This is a genomic window from Lysobacter enzymogenes (assembly GCF_900106525.1).
In the GTDB taxonomy this organism is placed as follows: domain Bacteria; phylum Pseudomonadota; class Gammaproteobacteria; order Xanthomonadales; family Xanthomonadaceae; genus Lysobacter; species Lysobacter enzymogenes.
Genome location: NZ_FNOG01000009.1, coordinates 258,888 through 273,366, shown reverse-complemented (window position 1 = coordinate 273,366; position 14,479 = coordinate 258,888). Strand labels below are relative to the sequence as shown.

13 protein-coding genes and 1 pseudogene are annotated in these 14,479 nt (G+C 67.3%); 10 read left to right on the top strand and 4 right to left on the bottom strand.

The window, feature by feature from the left end:
* Position 1 precedes the first annotated feature (1 nt).
* From BLU84_RS21445 to BLU84_RS21435, 3 genes are all read left to right on the top strand, one after another.
* Complete coding sequence (locus BLU84_RS21445; RefSeq protein WP_139175175.1) at positions 2-574, top strand: hypothetical protein; 573 nt, start codon at positions 2-4, stop codon at positions 572-574.
* 80 nt (positions 575-654) lie between these two features.
* On the top strand, positions 655-1,038 hold the full coding sequence (locus BLU84_RS21440) for a transposase (protein ID WP_074871924.1): 384 nt from the start codon (positions 655-657) through the stop codon (positions 1,036-1,038).
* Positions 1,039-1,263: 225 nt separating this feature from the next.
* The gene (locus BLU84_RS21435) at positions 1,264-2,100 is read left to right on the top strand and encodes a transglutaminase domain-containing protein (RefSeq protein WP_170849223.1); all 837 of its coding nucleotides are present in this window, start codon (positions 1,264-1,266) and stop codon (positions 2,098-2,100) included.
* Between the two features lie 14 nt (positions 2,101-2,114).
* On the opposite strand, the gene BLU84_RS21430 is transcribed toward BLU84_RS21435, so the two are convergent.
* The 4 genes from BLU84_RS21430 to BLU84_RS21415 all read right to left on the bottom strand — a co-directional run bounded on the left by BLU84_RS21430 (position 2,115) and on the right by BLU84_RS21415 (position 6,493).
* The gene (locus BLU84_RS21430; protein ID WP_074871920.1) at positions 2,115-2,576 is read right to left on the bottom strand and encodes a hypothetical protein; all 462 of its coding nucleotides are present in this window, start codon (positions 2,574-2,576) and stop codon (positions 2,115-2,117) included.
* Between the two features lie 169 nt (positions 2,577-2,745).
* Positions 2,746-3,171 (bottom strand): hypothetical protein, encoded by a 426-nt coding sequence (locus BLU84_RS26775; RefSeq protein ID WP_139175174.1) that lies wholly within the window; start codon positions 3,169-3,171, stop codon positions 2,746-2,748.
* Positions 3,168-5,963: a serine/threonine-protein kinase gene (locus BLU84_RS21420; protein WP_074871916.1), complete on the bottom strand. Its 2,796-nt coding sequence runs from the start codon at positions 5,961-5,963 to the stop codon at positions 3,168-3,170. The genes BLU84_RS26775 and BLU84_RS21420 overlap by 4 nt, the downstream gene beginning before the upstream one ends.
* Positions 5,960-6,493: an ECF-type sigma factor gene (locus BLU84_RS21415; RefSeq protein WP_170849222.1), complete on the bottom strand. Its 534-nt coding sequence runs from the start codon at positions 6,491-6,493 to the stop codon at positions 5,960-5,962. The genes BLU84_RS21420 and BLU84_RS21415 overlap by 4 nt, the downstream gene beginning before the upstream one ends.
* Before the next feature lie 407 nt (positions 6,494-6,900).
* Between BLU84_RS21415 and BLU84_RS26770 the strand changes: the two genes are divergently transcribed.
* The 7 genes and pseudogenes from BLU84_RS26770 (at position 6,901) to BLU84_RS21385 (ending at position 14,336) form a co-directional block, all read left to right on the top strand.
* A complete protein-coding gene (locus tag BLU84_RS26770; RefSeq protein ID WP_139175173.1) occupies positions 6,901-7,878 on the top strand; it encodes a hypothetical protein in 978 nt (325 codons plus the stop codon).
* Entirely contained in the window at positions 7,860-8,624 is a 765-nt protein-coding gene (locus tag BLU84_RS21410) for a class I SAM-dependent methyltransferase (RefSeq protein WP_139175172.1), read from the top strand. Before BLU84_RS26770 ends, BLU84_RS21410 begins: the two co-directional genes overlap by 19 nt.
* 541 nt (positions 8,625-9,165) lie before the next feature.
* Positions 9,166-9,447, top strand: a complete 282-nt coding sequence (locus BLU84_RS21405) for a hypothetical protein (RefSeq protein ID WP_074871908.1) — start codon at positions 9,166-9,168, stop codon at positions 9,445-9,447.
* Between the two features lie 330 nt (positions 9,448-9,777).
* Positions 9,778-9,957, top strand: a pseudogene (locus BLU84_RS25870) (hypothetical protein); the annotation flags it as partial.
* A gap of 1,878 nt (positions 9,958-11,835) precedes the next feature.
* Positions 11,836-12,414 (top strand): TetR/AcrR family transcriptional regulator, encoded by a 579-nt coding sequence (locus tag BLU84_RS21395; RefSeq protein WP_074871906.1) that lies wholly within the window; start codon positions 11,836-11,838, stop codon positions 12,412-12,414.
* A gap of 96 nt (positions 12,415-12,510) precedes the next feature.
* The gene (locus tag BLU84_RS21390; RefSeq protein ID WP_074871903.1) at positions 12,511-13,338 is read left to right on the top strand and encodes an oxidoreductase; all 828 of its coding nucleotides are present in this window, start codon (positions 12,511-12,513) and stop codon (positions 13,336-13,338) included.
* On the top strand, positions 13,335-14,336 hold the full coding sequence (locus BLU84_RS21385; RefSeq protein ID WP_074871900.1) for an NADP-dependent oxidoreductase: 1,002 nt from the start codon (positions 13,335-13,337) through the stop codon (positions 14,334-14,336). The genes BLU84_RS21390 and BLU84_RS21385 overlap by 4 nt, the downstream gene beginning before the upstream one ends.
* Positions 14,337-14,479: the final 143 nt, after the last annotated feature.

The following is a 14,479-nucleotide window of genomic DNA, read 5'->3' as shown; positions in this document are numbered from 1 at the left end:
CATGAAAATCCGACCCATGCAAGTGTGCGCGGGACTGCTGTCCCTGATCGTTGCGCCCATCGCGCTGAGCCAGACCTACACCGCGCGGGCGCAACTGGACCTGGCCGCCACCGGCGAATCCTTCGCCATCGGCGACAAAACCTTCCGCCTGGCGCCGTCGGCCGTGGTGCGCAAGGCCGGGCCGGCGACCGATGCCGGCCAGGTGCGCGTGGCCAGCTATGCGATCGACCCGGCGCCGGTCGCGTCGCCCGCGTCGCGCACCCGCAGCGCGCGCTCGGTCGACGCGGCGCCCGCCGCGCCCGCCGAAAACCTGGCCGCGGCGATGTCCGCCGACGGAACCGTGGTGGTGCTCAGGCCGCAGTTGAACGTGTACTTCAACGATGCCTCGGTAGTGGCGGCGCTGGTGAGCGATACCGGCGGCACCTTGGTCTATTCCTCGGCGGTGGGCGGCAAGGCCATCGTGCGCTACGGCTCGGTGGCCGAGGCGATGCAGGCGCGGCAGCGGATCCAGGGCCGCGCCGGCGTGAAGCAGGTCAACCCCGATCTGGTGCGGCCGCGCGTGCATCCGATGTAAGCGAGGTCGCGGTTGCTGCGGCGGGTTCGCCCGCCGCAGCGGATTGGAAACGCTCAACGAACGAAGTTGTTCCTGCGGCGATGAACGATGCGGACGCAACGCGCGTGTGGGTGCGCGACGAAGAATGGGCGGCGATCCGCTCGATCGCGAGCGAGATCGTCCTGATGCGTGCGGTGCACGACGGCAACGACCGCCGTTTCGTCAACGCCGCGCTGTCGGTGATGGTGGGCAACTGCTATTGGATGTCGCTGCCGCCCGAGCAGTTCGGCGACTGGAAAAGCAATCGCAGCCGCAACGACCGCTGGATCGAGCGCGGCGTGTGGGCGCACCTGGTCGAGCGCGGCGCGGTCGCCGAGGAATGGTCGCGCAAGATCGCCGAGCGCAGCGACCGCCACCGCAGCCAGAAGCAGCGTCGGGCGACGCGGCGGCGGGTGAAGCTCCTAGACGACGATCGCTGGGATTGAGTCGCCCGTGGATACTGCGAGTTCCGAGCCGATGCGCGTGGTCGCGCCTGCTCGGCGCGTAGGTCCGCTGCAGCGCGCTGCAATCGCGGCGCATCCGCCGATTCGGCCGCGCGCTGCCGCGGTTCGGGTGCGGCCGGGAAACCCGCTTCGCCGGTAGGTTCCTGCGCCGGGCGCTTGATACGCTGGGCGCTGGCGATGGAGCGGACGATGCCCGCAAGGCAGCGCATGAACTCGAAGCGATGGTGGTGGTGGGCGTGGCTGGCCCTTTGCCTGGGCGGGACGGGCGGCGTGTCCGCGACGGAGCGCGCAGCGTCCGAGGCCGAGCTCAAGGCGCAGATCCAGGCGGTGCTGGTGCCGTCGCCCTATCGCCTGTCGCCGGCGGCGCGCCGCGGGACCATCCGTTATCGCCTCGGCGAGCGCGACGCAGCGGTGGATTGGCCGTGGCCGCAGACCGGCGAGCAACACGCATCGCGCACGACCGCAGGGCTGGAGGTGACCGTCTGCCGCGGTTGCGGCCATGAAGCGCCGCCCGATGCGGACGCGTTGCGGCGCTACCTCGCGCCGACGCCTTGGTTGCAGAGCGACGATCGCGCGATCGCCGGTTTCGCGCGTTCGGCCGGCGTCGGCAGCGTCGATACGCGCATGCGCCGCCTGGTCGCGGCCGTGCAAGAGCGACTGTCCGGGCCGGTGATCTACGCCGACTACCACAGCGCGCGCGAGGCTTTGGCGCTGCGCGCGGGCGACTGCACCGAGTACGCGCTGTTGCTGGCCGCGGCCGCGCGTGCGCGCGGCATTCCGGCGCGGGTCGCCGCCGGTGTGGCCTACGGCAGCCGTTTCGTCGGCCGCGCGCATGCGTTCGGGCCGCATATGTGGGTGCAGGCGTGGAACGGCGAGCGTTGGGTCAGTTACGACGCGGGCCTGGGCGAATTCGACGCCGGGCATCTGGCGTTGGTGGTGGGCGACGGCAGCCCGGACAGTCTGCGCGGCGCGCTGCGGGCGATCGCCGGGCTGCGCATCGAGGATGCGGTCGGCGTGCTGGGCGAGGCCCGCGCTGCGGACTGAGCGGCCGCTGCGGCTCAGTCGCGCGGCGGCGGCTCGTAGCGCATCGGCAGCTCGGGCAGGCTGGAATCGTCGTCGACCCATTCGGCTTCGCCGGGCCGGCTGACGCCGCCGACGAACACCATCTGCAAGCCGGGTTCGGTCAAGCGTTCCGTCGCCACCACCGGCATCTGCGTCTGCGAGGCGGCGGCAGGCGCGGCCAGCGGCGCCGTCTGCGCAGGTGCGGCCGGTGCGGCGGCATCCACGGATCCGGCCGCGGCGGGCGCGGCGATCGACAAGGCCAGGGCCGTGCCCAGGGCGATCCGGTACGAAACGCAGATCGGCCCGCCGGCCTGCCGCAGCAGCGCCGCGCGTTCCTCGTCGCTGCGTCCGTCCAGGCAGTGCACGGTCTTGCCGCACTGGCTGCAGTCGCCGTTGATGTTGCGGCGCGCCGAGGCGTCGAGGGGGCAGGGTTGGTCGATCCGGGGATAGCGGGCCATGAGCGATCCTTTGCGCCGGGTGATGGGCCCTTGTATCACGCCGGCGAAGGCGAATGAATCGGCGGCAGGTGCCCGCGGCCGAAGCCGCGCGCGGCCGCGAACGGCGCGGCGGAGCCAGGCAAGAAAAAACCGCCGCGCACTCGCGTGCGCGGCGGCATCGGCAGGCGGCTTACTTGCGCGACGGCGCCGAGCGCGGCGCGCTCTTCGGCGCGGGCGCGGCGGTTTTCGCGGCGCCGGATTTGCCGATGGCGGCGGACTTCGCCTGGATTTGTTCGTAGCCCATCGGCGGCTGGCAGAACGGCGGGCCGGTGAACGGCGGTCCGCACACTTGCAACAACGGTTCGCGGGCGACAACGGGTGCGCTGAACGCGAGCGTCGCGGTCAGCGCGATAGCCAATCCAACCATGAAACGCATGAAGGCTCCTTGCTGGCGGGAGAGGTGGGGGTTACCAGCCGCGGCGCTCCCGATGCGCGCTGCGCTCGCTGCGCGGCGCGCACTACGGTCGCGCGCCGCTGCAGTTCCTGATCGATGATGAGTTCGCAATGTGACGGCCGAATCCGTCATCGCCTGTGCGCGCAGCCGGATTGCGTTCATCTTGCGGTCCGCTTGAGCGCCGCATCGCCGGCGGACGCGATGCGGTGCAGGTCCTGCTCCAGGCGCGCGGCTTCGGCCAAGGCCGGCGCGCGCGCGCGCAGTTCCTGGCGCAGCGGCGGCGCGGCGCGTTGCAGCAGTTCGCGCGCGCGGGCCGGGTCGTTGCGGTCCAGGGCGATGCGCGCGGCGGCGAGTTCCACCAGCGCGATCGGCGGCGTGCCGGCGAGGTAATGGCGGCGGGCCAGTTCCAGCGCCTCGCCGATGCGCTGCGCGGCCGCGGCCGGTTCGCCGCGTGCGGCCGCGACCTGGGCCTGCAGGGTGCGCAGGGCGACGGTGGATTTGGGATCGAGGTCGCGGTATTTCGTCACCGCCTCGGCGTCGCGCAAGGCCGCGGCGGCCTCGTCGAAACGCCGCGCCAGCACCAGCCCTTGCGCCTGGCGCAGACGCACGAAGGCCGGGCCGACGAACACGTCGCCGCTGTGGCCGCGCGCGATTTCCAGCGCGCGCTCGAAATCCGCGCTGCCGCGGGCGTAGTCGCCGCCGGCGCCGAGCGACAGCGCGCGGGTGTAGTGGGCCTTGATCCGCCACTCGGCATAGGCCGCTGTCGCCGGCATCCGCGTCAACGCCGCGCTGGTCAAGGTCACGGCGCGGGGATAGTCGGCGAGGTTGGCGTAGGCCATCGCCATGCGCACGTCGTCGCGGGCGAGCACTGCGTCGTCGAGTTTCAGCGTGGCGGCGATGGCCTGCGAGCGCTGGTAATGGTCGATCGCCGCGCGCGAACGGCCGATGTCGTCCAGCAGCAGCGCCATGTACAGCTCCATGTCGGCGGTCAGGCGGCTGTTCTCGCCGTAGACGCGATAGGCCAGGCGCAGCGCTTGCTCGGCGTTGGCCAGCGCTTCGGGATAACGGTGTTGCGAGTAGCGCACCATCATCGCGATGCGGCGCAGTTGGTAAGCGGGCAGGCCGTCGTGGGCGGGGCGGTCGCGGTCGATGGCTTCGGCCACGCTCAAATGCCGGGCCGCCGCGTCGAGGTCGTTCTGGTAGTACAGGCTGCGCGCCAGCCCCAGCTCGATCTTCATCCGCAGTGTCGGATCGTCGCGGCCGGAGGCGTTCAGGCGCTCCAGCGCGCGTTGTTGATAGCGCCCCGCGGCGACGAAGTCGGCGCCGTGCAGCACCGCGTTGGCGTAGTCGCTGTACAGCCGCGCCAGCGCCAACGGCGCGGCGTCCTGGCGTTGGCGCAGGGCGATGGCGCGCTCCAGCGCGGCGCGCGCCTGGTCGACGCGTTCGAGCTGGAGCAGCAGCAGGCCGCGCGCGTGCCAGGCGCGCGCGCGCAGCTCCGGATCCGGTTGCGGCGTGCGCGCGAACAGCGCCATCGCTGCATCGACCGCGGACAGGCCGGCTTGCGGATCGTTGAGGTCGGCGTAGACCTCGGCGATGGTCAGCCACGCCACCGCGCGCGCGCGCGCGTCCTGGCTGCGGTCCGCGCGCAGGCGTTCGGCGGCCTTGGTGAGCAAGGTGGCGATGGCGATGGGCTGGCCGCGCACCGCTTCGGGCGAGGTTTCCGCCAGCACCGAGGCGAGGAAATCGCGCGAGGCCTTGGCGTTGGCCGCTTCGGTCGCGGCGACCCGCTCGGCGGCCAGCGCGCGCTGGCGCTCGGCGTTGAGCTGCCAGACCGCGAGGCTGCCGGCGACGACCAGCAGCGTGCTGGCGGCGACCGCGGCGCGGTTGCGGCGGACGAACTTGCCGACGCGATACCAGATCCGATCCGGCGCGGCGGCGATCGGCCGGCCCTGCAGGTAGCGCGACACATCGTCCATGAGCGCGGCGACGGTTTGATAGCGTTGTTCGGGATCGGCGGCGGTGGCCTTGCGCACGATCCGGTCGAGATCGCCGCGCAGCAGGCGGCGCTGGGTCGGATCGGCGACGCAGGCGCTCGGCGCGGGCACCGCATCGGTGTTGCGGCACAGCGTCGACAGGCGCTGCCCGGTCAGCAGGTCGAACAGCAGCGCGCCGAGGCTGAACACATCGGTGGCGGTGGTTTCGGTCTGGCCGCGGTATTGCTCCGGCGCGCTATAGCCGGGCGTGAACGCGCGCGTCGCCGGATGGGTGGGATTGTCGCCTTCCTCCAATAGCGCGCCGACGCCGAAATCCAGCAGCACCGGCGATCCGTCGGCGCGCACCACCACGTTCGACGGCTTGATGTCGCGATGCAGGACCAGGCGCTGGTGCGCGTGCTGCACGGCGTCGCACAGGCTCAAATACAGGCGCAGACGTTGCGGTAGCGGCGGCGCGGCCGCGGCCAGATACTCGGGCAGCGGCCGGCTGTCGATGTAGTCCATCACCAGATACGGCTGGCCTTCCTCGCTCTCGCCGCCGTCGATGTGGCGGGCGATGTTGGGATGGTTCAGCCCGGCCAGCATGGCGCGCTCGCGTTCGATCCGGCGCTTGCTGGCCTGGGTGGGCACGCCGTGCAGCAGCTTGACCGCGACGTGCTGGGCGCGTCCGGCGACGTCGCGTTCGGCCAGGAACACCGTGCCCATGCCGCCGCTGCCGAGTTCGCGCAACAAGCGATAGGGGCCGACGGTGCGCAGCGGCAGATCGCGCGCGACCTCGGTCAGGCGTTCGGTCACCGGGTCGTCGCCGCCGTCCTGGTCGCAGGCCAGCAACCGCTCGACCGCGGCGATCAGTTCGGCGTCGCTTTCCTGTTCGCGCAAAAACTTCGTGCGTTCGGCGGCCGGCCGGTCGAGCGCGGCGTGGAACAGGAGTTCGACCCGGCCGAACTGCGCCGGGGTCATGAGAGATGTTCGCGCAGCCAGGCTTTGGCGAAACGCAGGTCGCGTTCGACTGTGGTCAGCGAAACGCCCAGGGTATCGGCGGTCTCCTGCTGGTTCAGGCCGACCAGGAAGGTGAGTTCGACGATCCGGCATTTGCGCGGATCTTGCTGCTCCAGCGCGCGCAGCGCTTCTTCGACGTCGAGCCAGCGGTCGCCGGCGGCCGAGAGGGTTTCGGCGCCCGACAAGGTCACGTCGACCGCGCCGTTGCCGCGCTTGTCGGCGTGCTGGCGGCGAATGGTGTCGACCAGCACATAACGGATCGCGGTGGCGGCGATGCTGAAGAAGTGTTGGCGGTTCTGCGCGTCGAGGCTGCCGTTGCCGAGCAGGCGCAGCATCGCCTCGTTGACCAGTTCGGTCGGGTCGAGCACCGGCACGCTCAAACGCGACAGTCGTCCCGCGGCGATGTTGCGCAATTGCCGGTACACCAGGTTCAACAATGCATCAGGAGCAGCGCTGTCGCCGGCGCGCCAGGCGGCGAGCAGGCGAGTCACATCACCCGTGTCCTCAAGCTGGGTCGGCTCCATGGTGTCCTTGGAAGAAGAATTGCTAAAAAAGCAGAATACAACGCGTTTATGGTGCCTACCAGTTCGCGTATTTAAGACATTTGCAGGTAAAAAAGGTGTCGGCGCTCGCATTTAGATAGTGCGCCAGTTCATGCGATTCACGCTTGGCCCGTTAATCGCGGCCCGGGCTTTCCGCGCCGCCGCCAGCGCCCGGGCTACGACGACACCATCGGCGAAGAAGGCGACGACGGCCTGACGGGTTTGTGCGCCGTCTTGCGAACTGTCGGTAAACACCCTCGGCGAAACCAGCGCGTGGCTGCGGCCCCGCGCTCGTCCGGCTCCTCGCCACCGTGGGCACCGCCACCGCTTCGCAGGTACGACGCCGGACAGCCCGCATGCAGGTTTCACAGGACGAACGCGCCGTGGCGTTCCCCGGGCGGGGGGCGCAACGCAAAGGAACTGCACCGACGCGGCAGGCGAGCGACGCCTTGCCGCGGGCGGCGGCGCTATCGATCGAACAGGTTCGCGCGGCGCGACCGGTGCCGCAGGTGCGTACGGAAGCGCGCCTGGGCACCGCCGCGCCGCCTCTGGTTACAACGCGGTCTGCGCCGGTGATGGCGGCCGCCGCGGAAACGACGCGCGCGCCTGCGCCTGCGTTGGCCGCGTGCGCCGATGCGCTCGGCAGTCAGGCGTTCCGCAGTCGTTACGGACTGCGCTACGCCGATACGTCTGTGTCGATCAAGGAAGCGCCACCGGCGCGCGGGCGCGACGTGGCCGACGGCGCTGCCGAAGGGTTCTGCCTGTCCGGCCCTTCGCCGGACGCGTTGGCGCGCCAAGCCGGCGCACGGCAGCAGTGTTTGCGATCGCCGGCCGCGTCCGCGGCCGGGATACGCGACTTGTGCGGCGTCGCCGCACGGCGGCCGGGACTGGCCCACCGCTCGGCGGTGGTGGCGCACGGATGCGCCGACTTGGCCGCGGCGCCAGCGCGCGCGGATCGAGTCGTCCGCGCCCGTTTCGCCGAACGCGGTTACGGCTACGGCGCGCGCTCACGCAGCTTGGGCGTCAGCCGCAGCGCGCACGGCATCGAACTGGCATCGACCGCGAATGCGCGCGGCTCGTCGGCCGGCTCGATCAAAGTCGGTTTGCGGACTTTGCTGGCGGCGGCCCGCGGCCGCAACGAACTGGGGGGCCCGGTGCCAGGGACGGCACTGTTGGTCCTTTTCGCGATTGAGCGTTTGCCACATGGGAACGACGCCCATCGGGCGCGGTCGCTGAGCGAGCAGGACAATCTGCCGATCGCGCCGCCGAGGCCGGGGCGGGTTACTCCGCCGCGCCGGCCCGCGGGTGGCCGCGCGTGGTGGCGGCCCGCTTGAGCGGGCGGCAGCGCGTGGCGATGGCACGGAGCGCGGAACCGGATGCCGCCGCCGACGGTTCATACATCGATCCCGACACCGCGGCCGCGTTCGCCGTGCTGGGCGCGAACACACGTCGTGCCGCCGATCATCGCCGGCTACTGTGCGCGGCCCTCGAGCAGGCATTGAACGACCGCCCCGGCCGCGTCGTGCGCCTGCTCGAACTGGGCGCGGGCTACGGCGAAGGGATCGAACGCGCGCTGCCGGCGCTGCATGCGGCCGGTGCGCACGTGGAGTACTTCTACGCCGATCCATCGCCCGCGCGCGCCGCCTTCGTCGCCAGCCGTTTCGCCGACCGACTCCGTTTGCGCAGCATCGCGCTCGATCCCGACGCGCTCGCCGCGGCTGCGCGCGAGCGCGGCTTCGACCTGATCCTCGCCGATTCCGCCAGCGGCGAAGCCGCCAATCCGTTGCGCGTGCGTGCGGCGATCGCCTGGCTCGCCGCCGACGGCGAACTGCTGCTGGCCGAGCGCGACGACGCAACACGCGACTGGACCGCCACGCTGGTTGGCGCCGGCCTGGCGCCGCTGCACGGGCGCGCCCCCACCGAGCCGGCCGCGGTGCGCTTGCACCGGCTGCGGCGCGTAACGTCGCCTTCTTCCACGTCCACCACGACAACGCCCGGCGACCACGACGATATCGACGATCGCGACCGCCGCTGCGCTATCTCAACGGAAGAGCACGCCACGTCGGTCATGTGGAGATAGGCGAACCGCGACGAGCTCGCGAAAGCGAACCGGCCGACAGAGCACTGCTCGCTGACTGGCGCATGACGCCTGCTTGGTTATGTCGCTAAAGTCTCAGGAAGATATCGCGACGAATTTGCCACGGGCATATGTGTCCGTTGCGCCATGCCTGAGCGGGGCCCTCCGCAACCCGCGTCGGCGCATGACGACGACCCGCCGATACAACTCCAGCCATCTCCGCGTTGTTGCGCACGTTGCGTTTTCTTGCGCGTGCATCACGCAACACCGATCGGATATCGGGCAATTCTGCAAATTTGCAGGCTTTGCACCAGTACCCGGCATCAAGAGGTCGGTGCGCATGCTAGGGTTCCCGGGCCGGGACCCCATGAGCGCTCTATTTCTCTGATGAAGCAAGTGGAGCGGGGCAGCCGCCACGCCCGCATTCGCGCGACAGGCAGCACAGAGCGGTCCGAGTCCCGGTTTGGACTATCCACGGCGTCTGGACTATCACAGTCGTCACGATCATTCCGCAGCCTTCAGACTTCACTCGCAAGGAGCACGTATGAAGACGAACAAGTATCGCGCCGTCGGCGCTGCCTTCCTGATGTCGATTGTGTTCAGCGGCGCCGCCCTTGCGGCTCGACACCACTACCAAGCCATCGGCGAGGGCTACGGCCACGACCGCGACCAAGCGTACGAAGCCGCCTCGTACTACGCGTACCAAGCCTGCTATTTGGGCTGGGGCGAGTCGACTCAGGAGGAAACCATACTGGTCGAAGAGTTCCAGCCGACGACTGGCTACTGGTACGTGAAGCTGGCTCAGGGTTGTTTTTCCGACGACTGAGCCAGGTGCGGCCAACGTGATGCAAGCGGCGAGCCGGGCGATGCCCGGCCCGCTGTCTGCTTGCTCGGCGGCGTTGCTCTTGTCGCCGGGCCGCGCGGCCTCCCTCTGGATGCGGTACACCCGCTCTTCCTTTCCTTAGTAGAGGTCAGCCGCTAGCCCTTCTTGCGGACTATGCCGGCGAAGAACCCGCGCACCGAGTGCGGCTGTCAGTTCGCCGCCGCCATGATCTGCGGGATAGTCGCGCCCCCTGGGCGGCTCAGCAGGCAGTCGGCGAGTTCGCTGATCGTGGCGGCCTACGTGGCCGTCGTTAGGTAACGGCAAGGCAAACGCAACGCTGACATCGTGCTTGAGTTGGACCTGACGGAGTCGACCATCCGCACCGTGCGGGCGAAGGTGATGTTCAAGCTGGGCGTACAGACTGACATCGCGCTGGCGCGGCTGGCGATGGACTGCGGGCCGATTCCGCCGGCTGGCGACGGCGGCGCGCTCTGCTCGAATCGCTCCGGATAACTAATCCGTGAAGCGTCCCGTGATAGCAGCCTCGGCGATAGGGTCGAGGCTGCTGTGTGTAGGTGGGGGAATCCGATGGACAACAACAAGCAAGCGCAGTCTATCGGTGAAGTGGGGTTCGAATCGTCCAGCGTTGCGTTGATATCTCGCAGTCATAAATTGGACTGCCCGGGGAATGACTTATTCAGTCGAGGCCGGAACTACAGAAATTGTGGCGCGCACAACGATTTATTGGTACTTGTATCGACGCCCAATGCCGGGCAAGGATGGGAGTCGACATGAAAGTCACGCGAAAGGTACCCCGTTTAGTCGTGCTCGCGGCGTTCTGTTGCGGTGCAGCGCTCTCGTTGAGTGCGTTCGCCGATGGTCCCCTTAATCCCTGGGAAGTTTGCCAAAACCGTTGCGAAGTGACTTACTTCGCATGTGGATCCAGCGCTACGTGCGTTGCTGAGTACAAGGCTTGCAAGCGGCGTTGCGGCATTCCTCCTTAACCGCGGGGCGCAAGCCCGAATAAGCTGAGGCCCGCGGGGGCATTTCGTCCCTGCGGGCTTTCTAAAAACAAGCAAGTTGCGTTGGAAATTCTGCGCCTGTGGCCGGCGGCATCTCAGTGTGTAGGACATATGCTCAAAGAGCATCGAGTCGGTTCAATCACCGTACCGCGCGACGACAACATCGTGGTTCCCGTCTTCGCCTTGCATCGCCATTAAAATGAATGGCATGACCGGCGCAAGTTTGAACCGATGCGCTGGCAGAGCACTCCCAAGCCCTCTGCATTCATGCCGTCTTTTTGCGGTGTTGGAAACGCAGTGCGACATGCGCATCGTGGATGAAGCCACGAATGGCGGGGACGTGCTGGCCGCCATCGCGTGCCGCTGGCTGATGTGGTGTTGTGCAATTACCACCTACTGGACAACGCTGACATCACGCTGATACGGCTGGTGATGGACTGCGGGTTGATTCCGCCCGCTGGCGACGACGGCGCGTTCCGTTGTAATCGCTCTGGGTGACCAGAACCCCAATCCAACCGCGAACCCCCCTTCTCAGATCCGCCTTGTTTTTGGCGCTTTGCGCACTCGAGCGTTTGGTTTCAGAACCAACCGACCGGAGAAAAGGGGGAGAGAGAGGAAAACGGTCAAATTCGACGCGGCGCCGAAACCCCGAAAACCAAACGCCCCTCGCAAACGCCCGCCAGTAACGGGGCTCGCAAAGGGGTGTACGGACAGCGGAGAAAGTTTCCCGCTGAGAATTGGCGCGCCCACGGCGCCCGGATTCGAACTAGTAGGTTCACAAAGAGCCACCTCCGTCGACAAGATGCGACCTTGCGAAGGCTCAAATCTGCCGCGCCTTCGCTTGGCTCGCATGCGTGAGCATTGGGCGCCGGCACGCTCCAGTGTAGACGCAGCCAGTGATTGAACCAGTGCCGATACGTTGAGGTCGGCGTCTTTCTCGCTTTGGGACGGCGGTTCTCGGCCTCAGTTATTCACCCATGGCCGTTGAGCCAGGAAAGCCCGCCATGCTTTACGTATACGTCCCCGATAAAGTTTGAAAAGCGGCATGCACTAAACGGCTGACGACTGTCTAGAAAAACTGGGCGATTCACCCTGCGGCGGCCAATCAAGCCAAAACGCGAAGCGGTTTCGGCTTGCTTTCCATTTGCTGCCGGGCAGCCAGACTTTGCCGAGCTTAGACGTCCGGCAGCTAGTTCCGGCTTTAGTTGGATCGCACGCTTGAGGATTGGCCCCTCTGCAGCCGGGTCGGTGGCGGCCGCCGACGCGAGGGCATCGGCTGGAGGTCGTCATTGGTGTGCAGCTACTGTTCCAGGCATGAATCGAAAACGGTGTTGCGGTGGATAGTAGGATTGTATATGATGATCGTCATATGGCTAGAACGCCCGCCCGCTCCAAAGAAGCCACCCGTGATCGCATCGTCGATGCCGCCGCGCGCGCCATTCGACGCAGCGGTTACAACGGCACCGGTGTCGCGGAAATCATGAAAGCCGCCGGTCTCACGCATGGCGGGTTCTACGCCCATTTCGACTCCCGCGAGGCTATGCTCGCCGAGGCCGCCGATCGCGCGGGCAGGGACGCCGTGGTGCTGATGGAACGCGTCGCCACTTCGGTACCGCCACAACAGGCGCTGCAGGCGATGGCGCAGGCTTATCTGTCCGAAGCCCACGTAAAAAACGTCGAAACCGGGTGCGCGACTGCCGCGCTCGGCTCCGAGATGCCGCGTCAGGCGCCCGATGTACGGCGTGCCGCCACGCGGCGGATCAAGGAAATGATCGATCTCGTCGCCCGCCATTCGCCCGATTGGGGGCAGGCCGGCGCGCATGAGCACGCCCTCGTCGCGGTATCGACGATGGTCGGCGCACTCGTGCTGGCTCGCGCGGTCGATGACGCACGACTCTCCAACGCGCTGCGCGAGGCAGCGCTGAGCCACCTCACTCCGGCCGACTGATATGGCTTGCCGTATCGGCACTCTTTTCGCCAATTATTATGATGATCGTCATATTCGGTTGGGCAACATCTACCCGCCATTGCGCGGAGGCACTGCATGAAGCTTAAAAAATCCATAGCGCTGGTTACCGGCGCTTCCTCGGGCATCGGCAAGGGCACGGCGGAGCGGCTGGCGGCCGCGGGCTACACGGTCTATGGCACCAGCAGGCGTGGAGCTCAAGCGGGCCAGTTGCCTTTTTCGATGCTGCCCCTCGATGTGACCCGCGATGAATCGGTCGACGCCGTCGTGAAGGACGTGCTGCGCCTTGAGGGGCGCATCGACCTGTTAGTGAACAACGCTGGATTCGGCGTCGCTCCGGCCGGCGCGGAAGAAAGCTCCATCACGCAGGCTCAGGCCATCTTCGATACCAACTTCATGGGCATCGTGCGGATGACGCGCGCCGTCGTCCCGCACATGCGGCGCCAGGGCGGCGGACGCATCATCAACATCGGTTCCGTGCTCGGTTTCCTGCCGATGCCTTACGGCGCGCTCTATGCCGCGACCAAGCACGCCGTGGCAGGCTATTCGGAATCGCTCGACCATGAGCTGCGCACGCGAGGCATTCGTGTTTCGGTGATCGAGCCCGCGTACACGAAGACGCAGTTCGACGCGAACTTCCTCGAGCCCGACGCGAAGCTCGAGGAGTACGATCAGATCCGGGCGTCGCTTGAGGTAACGCTCAAAAACGTGATGACCGCTGCCGACCCGCCCGAGGTGGTAGCGGACGCGGTGCTCACAGCCGCCACCGCGGCGCATCCGAAGCCGAGGTACACCGCCGGCAAGCTCGCCGGGCGCTTGCGGATGCTTCGTCGGTTCGCGCCGGCCGCGGTATTGGATTCGGGAATCCGTAAAGACCTGCGTCTCGATGCGGGGAGCGCACCATGAAAGCCTTTATTCTTGATCGCTACGGAAAAACGACCGGCTTGCGCCTGGGCGACATGCCCGAGCCAGAGGTGCGTGAGGACGACGTCTTGGTCCAGATCCACGCCGCCAGCGTGAACGTTCTGGACTCCAAGATCAGGAACGGCGATTTCAAGCTGATTTTGCCCTATAGCCTGCCGCTGGTGCTGGGAAACGACCTGGCTGGCGTCGTGGTTCGCGTCGGCCCCAAGGTGCGACGGTTCAAGCCGGGCGATGAGGTCTATGCCAAGACCGACAGCACGCGGATCGGCGCGTTCGCCGAAATGATCGCGATCAACGAAGATGCGGTAGCGCACAAACCCAAGACGCTCAGCATGGAGGAGGCTGCGTCGCTTCCGCTGGTCGCGCTGACCGCGTGGCAGGTTCTCGTCGAACGGGCGAAGCTGAAGCGAGGACAGAAGGTCCTCATCCACGCCGGTTCCGGTGGCGTGGGAACCGTTGCCATCCAACTGGCGAAACATCTCGGGGCCTTCGTGGCGACCACCACCAGCGCGGCCAACGCGGACTGGGTGAAGCGACTGGGTGCGGATGTAGTCATCGATTACGGCAAGGAGGATTTCGAGCAGATCCTTCAGGGCTACGATGTCGTCCTGAACAGCCTAGGCGCGGATGTGCTCGAAAAATCGCTAGGTGTGCTGAAACCCGGCGGCAAGCTGATCTCGATCTCCGGTCCGCCCGATCCCGAGTTCGCGAACGAGATCGGCGCTTCCTGGTTCATGAGGCAGGTGGTTCGCCTTCTGAGTCGTCGCATCAGGAGGAACGCCAAGCGCCATGGCGTGAGCTATTCATTCCTCTTCATGAGAGCGAGCGGCGATCAACTGCGCGAGCTTGGTTCTATCATCGACTCCGGAGCGATCCGCCCCGTAATCGACCAGATATTTCCATTCTCGTCGACGAACGAAGCGATGGCGTACGTCGACAAGGGGCGGGCAAAAGGCAAGGTCGTCATCAGAGTAGGCTAGGAACATTGCCAGAGTATGTGCGTGCTTCGGGTCGCAGCCGGTTAACCGCCATGGATGGCAACCGCGCACAAGCCGGTGGTTCGAACTGATGAACCCGCGAGATTGAGCCGCGCATTCGAGCCGAAGCCGCTTCGCGGCTCGGC